Source organism: Caldalkalibacillus mannanilyticus JCM 10596 (assembly GCF_000615945.1).
GTDB lineage: Bacteria > Bacillota > Bacilli > Caldalkalibacillales > JCM-10596 > Bacillus_AT > Bacillus_AT mannanilyticus.
The window spans coordinates 68,696-80,583 of the sequence record NZ_BAMO01000021.1 but is presented as its reverse complement, the minus strand read 5'-3'; the positions used below and the strand labels follow the sequence as shown (position 1 = coordinate 80,583).

Genomic DNA, 11,888 nt, shown 5'->3' with positions numbered 1-11,888 from the left:
TAAATTAGTTTCTTATTCAAATGATCATGCTATGGCATCTCATGCTAATACTTTAAAAGGTACTAGCATAAGTAATCGTAATTTTGACAGTTTCAGATCAAGTGTAAACAATATGAGATCATCAGAACAAAGTATTCTATTAGCAGGAGCATTTGGGCTCGTAGTGGAACTTGCATCATTAATAAGAAGTGGTCAAATACTTACTTTTGAAGCAATTAAGGTACTTGCAAAGAGAGTTCTTAAAACAATAATCGCAATTTCGGTACTTTGGGATGTATATTGGTGGCAACATCATTACAGAAATGCTTCAAGCACTTTTTCTAGAATCTGAATATTTGGATAAATATTTATTATAAAAAGAGTCGAACTAAAAAGTTAGAATTATGTAACTTCCCTTTTTGGGTTATGTATTTGAAAAATGAGTATAATCAACGCCTTCCATTTTATACTCAACAAGTGTTGAGAGTAAGTCCCAGTAGCTCAGCAGGATAGAGCAACAGCCTTCTAAGCTGTGGGTCGGGAGTTCGAATCTCTCCTGGGACGCCATTTTCATACATAAAATAGTTAAAAAAATAGTTAATAGACCTCTAATCCCTATAAAAAGGAATTAGAGGTTTTTTGCTGATATCCATGAAAACAAGCCTTAAATGAAGTTGGATACCTACCTCTTATCCATAACGGTTAGTTAATTAATGTAATACTAGTGTTAGAAAATAAAAAAAATTAAAATGAAAAAAATCCTAATACAACAAGGGTGTAAGCGCATACAAGTTATCTACATTTTCGAAATTGTCTAATAATTTTATAAAAAGTGGTTGACCCTACTCTATATTCAGCGTAATATATTGCTCAAATACAAACATAAATGAGTAGTACTTATTTATAGATGAATACATTTTATCTATAGTAAATTTAAATTTTTATAAATGATTTGATTATTTACCAATAGGAATTAGGAGCGATTTAATGATGCGAAGCAATATGATTAAAAAGGGCATTGATCGAGCACCACATCGTAGCCTTTTACGAGCTGCTGGGGTAAAAGATGAAGACATGAATAAACCATTTATTGGGGTTTGTAACTCGTACATTGACATTATACCAGGGCATGTTCATTTAAATAAATTTGCAGAAGTTGTAAAGGATGAAATTAGAAAAGCTGGAGGCGTTCCATTCGAGTTTAATACGATTGGTGTAGATGATGGGATTGCGATGGGGCATATAGGAATGAGATATTCGTTGCCAAGTCGTGAAATTATTGCAGATGCTGCAGAAACAGTCATCAATGCTCACTGGTTCGATGGTGTGTTTTTCATCCCGAACTGTGACAAGATTACTCCAGGTATGTTAATGGCAGCTGTAAGAACGAACGTGCCATCAGTATTTGTAACTGGCGGACCAATGGAAGCAGGGCGAACAAAGGATGGGAAAGCCTTATCTTTAGCATCTGTATTTGAAGGTGTTGGTGCATTTTCATCTGGAAAAATGAGTAGAGAAGAATTACTTGAAATTGAACAATCTGCATGTCCAACCTGTGGGTCATGTTCAGGAATGTTTACAGCGAATTCAATGAACTCAATGATGGAAATGATTGGATTGGCACTCCCGGGAAATGGAACAATCCTTGCTACATCGAATGAAAGGCATCGCTTAATAAAGGATGCTGCAAATCATTTAATGAATTTAATTGAAAAAGATATTAAACCACGAGACATTGTTACGGAAGAAGCAATTGATGACTCATTTGCTTTAGATATGGCAATGGGTGGTTCAACCAATACAGTTCTCCATACGTTAGCAATTGCTAATGAAGCAGGTGTTGATTACGATCTTAACAGAATTAATGAAGTGGCAGAACGTGTACCTTACTTATCAAAAATTAGTCCCGCATCTGATTACTCAATGGAAGATGTTCATCACGCTGGTGGAGTTAGTGCCATCATCAAAGAGCTATGTAGCATAGAAGGAGCTATTCATCCAGATCGAATTACGATTACAGGGAAGTCGGTCTATGAAAATGTTAAAGATGCGGATATTGTAAATTCTGAGGTTATTAGAAAGAAAGAAAACCCATATAGTCCAGTAGGAGGATTATCTATCCTATTTGGAAATATCGCCCCAGATGGAGCTGTTATTAAAGTGGGAGCTGTAGATGAATCTATAAAAACCTTTGAAGGTGAAGCGATTATCTTTGAATCTCAAGAAGAAGCGCAGGCTCGTATTGATGACGGTACTGTCCGCGAAGGTCATGTTGTTGTCATTCGCTATGAAGGGCCTAAAGGCGGACCGGGAATGCCTGAAATGCTAGCACCAACATCATCAATTGTTGGGCGAGGCCTTGGTACAAAAGTAGCTCTCTTGACTGATGGTAGATTTTCTGGTGCATCAAGAGGGATATCAATTGGTCATATTTCTCCAGAAGCAGCTGAAGGCGGACCTATTGCCTTAATTAAAAATGGTGATCGCATATCTATCGATTTACCTAACCGTACATTAAATGTACTCGTTTCTGATGAAGAGCTGACCAAACGTAAAGAGAAGTGGGTTCAACCAGAACCTAAAGTTAAAACAGGTTATTTAGCAAAATATTCAAAGTTAGTAACATCGGCGAACACTGGTGGAATAATGAAAATATAAAAATGGTATGTCAACAGTAAATTGGACAAATTTTTAAAGGTGCATTAACTTGTATCCAGCGGGGGGAGATAGTCCAATGATAAGGGATGCTAACACAGAATAGGACACTGTGGGAGCATCTCTTTTTTGTACATTAAAAAAGAGTGTTGTATGTACAGGATTATTGCCTGATCGAGAATTTTGAACTTCTTGAAGAAACATATTTGAATTATACGGAAAAAGAAAGGAGTTAAATAGTGAATACCATCACAATAGATAAGTTTATGGATGTTGATATTAGGGTTGGAAAAATAATCCGAGCAGAGGAGTTCTTACGTGCTCGAAAACCAGCGTATAAATTATGGATTGATTTTGGGGAACTTGGAGTCCGCAAGTCCAGTGCGCAGATTACAGGTATCTACAACCTTGAAGATTTACAGAATCGTTTGGTGATGGCTGTTGTCAATCTTCCTCCTCGACAGATCGCGGACTTTATGTCTGAAGTCTTGGTTTTAGGAATACCTATAGAGGGTAGTAATAATGTGGTGTTAATTGGTCCGGATCGGGAAGTAAGTCCAGGTCTGCGGTTACTCTAAGAAATCTGTAAAGGGGGTGTTCATAATCAATAATAGATATTTAATGATGATAACTTTTATTTTATTGTTAGGTTCTTTTTTGGTGGGGTGTGAAATAGAACATTCAGATACCAATACAACTCCTATATCTTTACCTTCTGAGGGGAAATATAAGGTTTTGATTTTTAGTGATTCTAATCCTACTGATGAAATTAAAGAATTTAAATACCTCTTAGACGAATACCATCAAGTTGAAACGGTTTATTTTAGTAAGACTGAGAAACATGATTCTTATGCAGAAATGTTAAATATTAATTCTTTCCCTACTATTGTTGTACTCGATTCAAAGGGGCCAATACTATCTACATCGAATACTAGTCAGGCTTTAGATCTGTTAGAAAAAGAATAGAGATACTGATAAGTGTTAGCGAACAGTTTGAAGGGAAATTTTATATTTTGAATTATTAGACCTATTTAGAACAACATGAATGAATACTTTTTTAGATATATATTAAAAAGCAAAGGATTTTAAAATTAGTCCCTTGCTTTTTTTTTCTATTATTTTTATTTGATTTAATTTGATCTTATTTTTTATTCTTTCTTAGTCATAGCTATGTGGGTTGTTTGGATCCCAATCATGGGAATCTTCGTAAGTAATATTATTAACTAATACAATCATCCAGTTATCGCCATATCCTGAGATATCAACGCGAGTGGTTGCTCCAATCGAATCTCCACCTGTAGTAGGCTCCCAATCTGAAGGAGCTCCATAAGAAAATGATAATGAGTCTGGAAACCATTCTTCTATTTGTTGGCTAGTGTATTTGGCAGAACCTTTTATATACCCAGTATTGCCCATTTTGACATAGTTTGGGCTTAGTGTTACATTTCTGTCAAAACTTTTCCAACTCCCTTCTACACCAACCATAAGGAAGTAATCTTGCCATACAGTACTGTGATCATCATAGTATATTCGGGAATGTGCTCTTATCCCATAGGTGCTATCCCATGCGGAATAGCCTTTATCTTTTTCCGAAATATAAGAGTTCATTGCAAACTCATGTAATTGTTCTTCCTCTATTATAAAGAAGGTATCCGTTACATAATAATTAACAACATTCCCTTCTTCATTTTCTATTGTTTTTAGGAGTTGAGTGGTTGCTAATGCTTCTGCTTCTGCTTCTACTCCGTTGCTGTTTCTTAACTTGGCTTTTGGGTTTTCGTTCAAACTAGAGATTTGCTGAAGTGTTTGCTCAGGTATGTTCCTTCGCTTGCTACCTAGAATAGTGTCCATCTTAAGATCACTTTGTCCTCTTTTGGCTCTTTCAAAAAGCTCGTTTAAATCAGTTACTTCCTCTTGAGAAAAAATTACTTTTGATCTTTCCTTTGTTCCCTCCCCTGCATTCTCGTTTATGGCGAAGGCTGTAATAGGAGTCGCAACAAGAGCTATGAACAGTAACACCATTACTAAATGATTCTTCAAAATATCTCCTCCTTTGTAATTTTTAGAGTAAACATCCTAACAGTTAAAGATGATAACATGATTGGGAAGTGTGTGCATTTCGAATGTGCTTGATTCTAGTCAGTTAAACTCCCAGATGCACCATTATACTTAGAATTACTCCTGATTTTAGGATTTTTTCTCCGCTTTATAGAAGAAAAAAGAAATATACTTAAAAGGGATATACTTTCTTATGATAAATAGAGTAAAAATTAGGGAGGCGATCGGATAAGTGATAAACAAAACAAAAGGATGGCTGTATAGGATGGGTTTAAAGGCACTTCTCTCCCTTCCAGAGAGGAGGATCCGCCCTTATGGATAGTAAATAGTAAGGAAATACTTGAATTAATAATTAATTAAAAATACCTTAAGGATGTGGGAAATTGAAGAAGAAACTTTGGTTAACACTTTTATTAGTTGCGATAATCGTCGGTGGTGTTTATTTCTTTATTACATTTGATCCACCTTTGGAGATTGGTACACTCGCATCAAGTAAAGACCACAAATCAGTTGTTGTGGGCATGGGTAATAAAGGTTTAGGTGAAGTGAAAATAGTAGATGTTTCAGTGAATAATAATGAAAAGCCTTCGAATACCAAAATCCAAGTTAGTAATGCATTGCAAGGATTCATCATAACAAATGACTATACCCAGGAAGAGGAAAAAGAATTTGGATTTACAAATATAGATGACGTAGTTATTAGAAAAGGTACGGCTCCATCAACTACTTATAAAAAACTAGATGATGGGATTGCTACTAAAGATGATGAAATATACGGGATTAGTGTTTTTCATTCTGAAGAAATACAAAAGGTTCATATCAAATATAGCTATTTAGGAATTTTATTTCATGATACGGTGATATTTAAAATGGCTACACGGTGATTTGATAACAATTACAGATGCCCCAATATGAATGGACCTTACAGAAGATGTGCTCTATTTCATCAAGATTATAGGAAGCAAATAGAAAGGACGTGCATATAATATAGTACCTAGGTAAGGAGGTGCGTGTTTATGCAACAACCTTTACAGCCACTATTTCAAAAAGGGGACAAGGTGCTATATGTATGTCATGATGAACAAGGGAACACTCAATCAGAGGTTTGTACAATTGAGTCCATTATCCTAGGAGATCACAACGTGTTCTATGAATTAGCAGAAATTTCTAAGGTGGTCATGGAAAAAGAGTTGATTTCCTACGAGGAAAGTGAAGAGTTACAAGAGGAAGAGGTTGAGGAATCAATCAGTTTCGTTCAAAACTATACGTATGATGATCTTGTCTATGTAGATGGATACGAACAGGAAGTTTATATTGTCAAAGGGGTTATCATCGAGATTTATCGCTATAAAAATGAGGAGTGGACAGAGGTTTCATATGAATTAGAAAAAGACGGAATGTGCATCTACGCCTACGATGAAGATCTTACACTTGTGAGTGACGCTGTTGATATGAAACGAACAGAAGATTCCTATTTTAGAAAAGCGACATCCTCAAAAAAAACCATACAGAGCAGAACAGACAGTCTATTGGATGATTATAATGACTATATGACGCTTTATAACCTCTTTGGGGACAAGGAGTACAGAGAATTAGCCGAGGCTGTATTGGAAGCATTAAAACATCTGCAAAGTTGACACTCTTCTGAGGTTCCTTATATAATGAAATCAATAAAAATTGCCATAAAAACGCTCTTTATAGGAGCGTTTTTTTTGCAGTAGTGAGGTATAGACATGGATGATAATATTATCCCCTTTCCTAATTTCAGTAAAAAAGATCGCTTGGAGCAGGGAGAAGATGAATGTTTAACACCAGAAATCATTCACAACTGGAAACAGGGGTTACTTAGTGAAGCTCCTAAGCAATGGAATACCTATGAGCGAATGTTCGGTTTTATTGATGAAGATGTTCAAGAAATCATTCGATTATTTTTGGTTTCAGAGCAAGGGGATAAGCTCTTAAAAACACGCTTTCTTCAAAAACTAAAGCTGATATGTCCCGGAAAGCTTAGCTTTATCGTCTACAAATCCGATCAGAAAAAAGAATTGATGTTATCTGAGGTTCCGGTGGAAAAGGAAGAGTGGTCGGAGGAAGTACTCAGCCCTCTTGTCTTACTAGAAGAAAAAGCGTATGACAACCCAAGCCTAATCGAACTGGCGAAAGAGATGTGGTTCTTCTTTTTGGAGAAGGAATACCCCTTTATTCCAGAGATGAATGACCCGTTATTGTGGACAGCCGCCATCCATTCCTATACACTAAGGATGGTAGATTTTGATATGTCTGGAAAGTCAGTGGAGAAGCTAGCCTTGTTATACGAGATGGAAGAAAAGGAATTTATCCATGCATGTTCTAGATTTGAAACGATTTTGCAACAAGTATAGCCATGCAAATTCTTGAAAAGAGAGCGGTTTATGATATAATATAGTGGTTATACTGGCAAATATCTTATTTTTTGTGCAGATAATTAGCGTTATGTTCATCGGGAGAAATTCTGATGGTAAGATACATAGGAGGGAAGCATAAAATGAGTGCTAAGTGGGAAAAATTAGAAAAGAACCAAGGTGTGCTAACAGTGGAAGTGGATGCACAAGAGGTTTCTGAGGCTTTGGATCAAGCATTTAAAAAGGTTGTAAAAAAGGTGAATGTACCTGGATTCCGTAAAGGAAAGGTACCTCGCAAGATTTTTGAATCTCGTTTTGGAATTGAATCTCTTTATCAGGATGCGTTAGATATTCTTTTACCACAAGCTTATTCAAAAGCTATTGAAGAAACGGGAATCGATCCTGTAGATCGTCCAGAAGTGGATATTGAAAAGATGGAAGCAGGAGAGAACCTTATTTTCAAGGCGACGGTAACAGTTAAACCAGAAGTAGAATTAGGAGAGTACAAAGGACTTGAAATTCCAGCAAAAGACTTTACAGTAACTGATGAAGTGATTGCTGAAGAATTAGAAAAAGCCCGCACTCGCCAAGCTGAACTTGTTATCATTGAAGAAGGAACTGTTGAGCAAGGAGATACGACAGTGATCGACTTTGAAGGTTTCTTAGGTGAAGAAGCTTTTGAAGGTGGAAAAGGAGAAAACTATCCTCTAGAAATCGGATCAAACAGCTTTATCCCAGGCTTTGAAGATCAATTGGTAGGAATGAAAAAAGGGGAAGAGAAAACAATTACAGTGAACTTCCCAGCTGAGTATCATTCAGAGGAATTAGCAGGAAAAGAAGCGAATTTCAAAGTGAAGGTAAATGAACTTAAGCGTAAGCAACTTCCTGAACTTGACGATGAATTTGCTAAAGACGTGTCTGAGTTTGAAACATTGGATGAATATAAAGCGGATCTTCGTAGTAAATTAGAAGAAAAAGCTAAGAACGATGAAGAAAACTACAAGAAAGATTTCCTTGTAGAGAAAGCGGCTGAGAATGCTACCATTGAAATTCCAGAAGCGATGATCTCTCAAGAAATCGACTTCATGCTTAAAGACTTTGAACAACGTCTACAAATGCAAGGACTAAATCTTGACCTATATGCTCAATTCTCTGGGGTAGACAAAGCAGGCTTAAGAGATCAGTTTAAAACAGATGCAGAAAAAAGAGTACGTATTAATTTAACTTTAGAAGCGATTGCTGCAACTGAAAACATTGAAGTATCTGAAGAAGAAGTCAACGAAGAAGTAGAAAAAATGGCTCAAATGTTATGGCTTAACAGCTGAGGACTTAAAACAACGTCTTGCAGCTCAAGGAAATACAGATGCTTAGTAAATGACTTGAGAGTCCGTAAAGCCATTGAGATTCTTGTGAACAATAGCAAAACTGTTGCATAAATTAGGTATTACAATAGAACAAGGCGCGTTTATTCGTGCCTTGTTTTATAAACAAAAGGAAAAAGAAATACATATACATAGTATGGCTAGTTGAAGAGATACCAATCTGATCGATCTTAGCTCATGCTATCTAGTTTTAAAATCGCGAAATACATATTATGAAATCCACCAGCCTCTTGGTGGAGGAAATGGGCAGGCTTCCGATATTCAGAGTTCAGACAGATTGGATTCGTGTATCAATTAGATGTAAAGGGGTGGTAGAATGTTTAAATTTAACGATGAAAAAGGGCAACTTAAATGTTCATTCTGTGGTAAGTCCCAAGATCAAGTTCGCAAATTAGTTGCTGGTCCTGGAGTATATATATGTGATGAATGTATCGAGCTGTGCACTGAAATTGTTGAAGAAGAACTAGGAACTGAAGAAGAAATGGATTTTAAAGAGGTTCCCAAGCCTCAAGAAATCCGTAAGATTCTAGACGATTATGTTATCGGTCAGGATCAAGCGAAGAAGTCGCTCTCTGTTGCTGTTTACAACCATTATAAGAGAATTAAAGCGGGCGTTAAGAATGAAGATGTCGAACTGCAAAAGAGTAATATTTTAATCTTAGGACCAACAGGAAGCGGAAAAACTTTATTAGCCCAAACCCTAGCTCGTATTCTAAATGTTCCTTTTGCTATTGCCGATGCAACGTCCTTAACGGAAGCAGGTTATGTAGGGGAAGATGTAGAAAACATCTTGCTAAAACTGATTCAAGCAGCCGATTACGATGTGGAAAAAGCTGAAAAAGGGATCATCTATATTGATGAGATTGATAAAGTGGCTCGCAAATCCGAAAATCCTTCTATTACAAGAGATGTTTCAGGTGAAGGAGTTCAGCAAGCCTTACTGAAAATTTTGGAGGGAACTGTGGCAAGTGTACCGCCGCAGGGAGGACGTAAGCATCCTCATCAGGAATTTATCCAGGTAGATACCTCAAATATCTTATTTATTTGTGGTGGAGCTTTCGATGGGATTGAACAGATTATTAAGCGCCGTGTAGGAAAGAAAGTGATTGGCTTTGGTGCAAATGACCTGAAGGATATGAAATCAGGGGAATACTTAGCGAAAGTTCTTCCTGAGGATCTCTTGAAATTTGGTCTTATACCAGAGTTTGTTGGAAGGCTTCCGGTTCTTTCAACGCTTGAGCCACTAGATGAAGAAGCCCTCGTACAAATTTTAACTCAACCAAAAAATGCTTTAGTGAAGCAATATCAAAAGCTGTTAGATATGGATGATGTTGAATTAGAATTTGAACAAGAGGCGCTTGAAGCGATTGCTCAAGAAGCCATCAAAAGAAACACAGGAGCAAGGGGCTTACGCTCTATTATAGAATCAATCATGCTTGATGTGATGTTTGATTTACCATCCCGTGATGATATTTCAAAATGCTTGATCACAAAGGATGTGGTAGACGCAAATGTACCGCCTGTTTTAACCACAAAGGAAGGTCAAGTGATCCAAAATCCTAAGCCCAAGGAAAGTGCTTAATTAGGAAAATTACCAAAAGAAACTAGCCATTTGAGCTCTGCTCAGGTGGCTTTTATTGTTTATCTCTCCTCTCTACAGGCAATACTACAAGATATCTACAAATCACTAAAATAGAAAAAATCAGGGGAGGTAACAATGTAATGAGCATTATGGCTATTGTCATATTTGTGCAGGTGTTTTTTGGAATTGTTATTGGGCTTTACTTTTGGAATTTATTAAGAAACCAGCGCTCCAATAAAGTGGCTGTTGATAAAGAGTCAAAAAAGGAATTAGATCAATTGCGGAAGCTTCGTTCGATTTCGCTATCTGAACCATTAAATGAAAAGACAAGACCTACCACTTTTGCAGAAATTATAGGACAAAGGGAAGGAATTAGAGCCTTACGAGCAGCGCTTTGTGGACCCAATCCACAACATGTGATTATTTATGGCCCCCCTGGAGTAGGAAAGACAGCGGCTGCACGACTTATTCTAGAAGAAGCCAGACAAAATGAAAAATCACCGTTTAAAAAGGATGCCAAATTTATTGAACTAGATGCAACGACCGCTCGTTTTGACGAACGTGGAATTGCAGACCCTTTGATTGGCTCCGTTCATGATCCTATTTATCAAGGAGCAGGAGCGATGGGGCAGGCTGGGATTCCTCAGCCTAAATCAGGTGCAGTAACGAAAGCACATGGTGGCGTATTGTTCATTGATGAAATAGGTGAACTTCACCCTATACAAATGAATAAGCTATTAAAAGTACTTGAGGATCGAAAGGTCTTTTTAGAAAGTGCTTATTATAGTGAAGAAAATATCAATATTCCTAACCATATTCATGATATTTTTCAAAATGGATTGCCTGCTGATTTTCGATTGGTCGGGGCTACAACTCGAACACCTGATGAAATCCCTCCAGCGATTCGTTCTCGTTGTTTAGAGATCTTCTTTAGTTCCTTAAAGCCTATGGAAATTGCCAAGGTAGCTAGAAAAGCTATGGATAAGATTCAATTTGAGTATGAGGAAGAGGCAATCGATGTGATAACCAAATACGCCAAGAACGGGCGAGAATCAGTTAACGTCGTTCAAATTGCGGCAGGGATTGCTATGTCCGAAGAAAGAGCCAAAATCAAGACCAGCGATGTAGAATGGGTGGTCCATAGCAGTCAAATTTCGCCTAGACCAGAGAAGAAAATTCCAGATGAACCTCAAGTGGGATTTGTAAATGGACTGGCAGTGTATGGTCCAAATATGGGAGCCCTTCTTGAAATAGAAGTAACAGCCATTCCAGCGAAGGAGCCCGGAAAGGGAACGATCAACATTACGGGTGTGGTAGAGGAAGAAACCATGGGAGGAGCTAACCGTTCCATTCGTCGAAAATCGATGGCAAAAGGCTCTGTAGAAAATGTCCTGACCGTTCTGCGCAAAACAGATGTGGACCCCTATAATTTCGATCTGCATGTGAATTTTCCAGGAGGGACACCTATAGATGGTCCTTCTGCTGGGATCACTATGGCAACCGCCATCTATTCAGCGATCAAAAACATTCCTGTAGATAACAAGCTAGCAATGACTGGTGAAATTAGCATTCATGGGCGTGTGAAACCTATCGGGGGCGTTGTTGCTAAAGTAGAAGCAGCTCAGCAAGCAGGAGCAACCAAGGTGATTGTTCCGAAAGACAATTATCAGGCGATATTTAAAGAAAATGATCAAATCGAAGTCATCCCAGTGGAGTATCTGGAGGATGTCTTGAAGATCGCCTTGCTTACTGAAACAGAACAACAAACATACGAGGTTCCTCAAAATGCAGATATTTTAACAGCTTCTTCAACACCTGTGTAGAGTAGAAGAGAACATGTTAGACAAGATG

At 37.4% G+C, this 11,888-nt stretch carries 10 protein-coding genes, 1 tRNA gene and 1 pseudogene; 11 read left to right on the top strand and 1 reads right to left on the bottom strand.

The features are described 5' to 3' along the window. The 5 genes from JCM10596_RS30270 to JCM10596_RS12740 all read left to right on the top strand — a co-directional run. Window positions 1-331: hypothetical protein (locus JCM10596_RS30270; RefSeq protein WP_234410493.1), on the top strand; the 331-nt coding region annotated here is incomplete at its 5' end. Between the two features lie 138 nt (window positions 332-469). After that, window positions 470-546, top strand: a tRNA-Arg gene (locus tag JCM10596_RS12755). A gap of 423 nt (window positions 547-969) precedes the next feature. Further along, window positions 970-2,637, top strand: a complete 1,668-nt coding sequence (gene ilvD / locus JCM10596_RS12750; RefSeq protein WP_025027467.1) for a dihydroxy-acid dehydratase — start codon at window positions 970-972, stop codon at window positions 2,635-2,637. Window positions 2,638-2,873: 236 nt separating this feature from the next. Continuing rightward, complete coding sequence (locus tag JCM10596_RS12745) at window positions 2,874-3,212, top strand: tRNA-binding protein (protein ID WP_025027466.1); 339 nt, start codon at window positions 2,874-2,876, stop codon at window positions 3,210-3,212. A gap of 43 nt (window positions 3,213-3,255) precedes the next feature. Beyond that, window positions 3,256-3,600, top strand: coding sequence for a thioredoxin domain-containing protein (locus JCM10596_RS12740; protein ID WP_025027465.1), 345 nt, complete (start codon window positions 3,256-3,258; stop codon window positions 3,598-3,600). Window positions 3,601-3,792: 192 nt separating this feature from the next. On the opposite strand, the gene JCM10596_RS12735 is transcribed toward JCM10596_RS12740, so the two are convergent. Further along, window positions 3,793-4,674 (bottom strand): hypothetical protein, encoded by an 882-nt coding sequence (locus JCM10596_RS12735; protein WP_025027464.1) that lies wholly within the window; start codon window positions 4,672-4,674, stop codon window positions 3,793-3,795. Between the two features lie 401 nt (window positions 4,675-5,075). On the opposite strand from JCM10596_RS12735, the gene JCM10596_RS12730 reads away from it, so the two are divergent. The 6 genes and pseudogenes from JCM10596_RS12730 to lonB all read left to right on the top strand — a co-directional run bounded on the left by JCM10596_RS12730 (window position 5,076) and on the right by lonB (window position 11,860). Then, window positions 5,076-5,576, top strand: coding sequence for a hypothetical protein (locus JCM10596_RS12730; protein ID WP_025027463.1), 501 nt, complete (start codon window positions 5,076-5,078; stop codon window positions 5,574-5,576). Window positions 5,577-5,708: 132 nt separating this feature from the next. Then, window positions 5,709-6,329 (top strand): YodN-related protein, encoded by a 621-nt coding sequence (locus tag JCM10596_RS12725; protein ID WP_025027462.1) that lies wholly within the window; start codon window positions 5,709-5,711, stop codon window positions 6,327-6,329. A 96-nt stretch (window positions 6,330-6,425) separates the two neighbouring features. Continuing rightward, on the top strand, window positions 6,426-7,073 hold the full coding sequence (locus tag JCM10596_RS12720) for a DUF3196 family protein (RefSeq protein ID WP_025027461.1): 648 nt from the start codon (window positions 6,426-6,428) through the stop codon (window positions 7,071-7,073). 143 nt (window positions 7,074-7,216) lie between these two features. Continuing rightward, window positions 7,217-8,509 (top strand): annotated as a pseudogene (tig, locus tag JCM10596_RS25375) (trigger factor). A gap of 262 nt (window positions 8,510-8,771) precedes the next feature. Beyond that, on the top strand, window positions 8,772-10,037 hold the full coding sequence (gene clpX / locus JCM10596_RS12710; protein WP_025027460.1) for an ATP-dependent protease ATP-binding subunit ClpX: 1,266 nt from the start codon (window positions 8,772-8,774) through the stop codon (window positions 10,035-10,037). 140 nt (window positions 10,038-10,177) lie between these two features. Beyond that, the gene (gene lonB, locus JCM10596_RS12705; protein ID WP_025027459.1) at window positions 10,178-11,860 is read left to right on the top strand and encodes an ATP-dependent protease LonB; all 1,683 of its coding nucleotides are present in this window, start codon (window positions 10,178-10,180) and stop codon (window positions 11,858-11,860) included. Window positions 11,861-11,888: the final 28 nt, after the last annotated feature.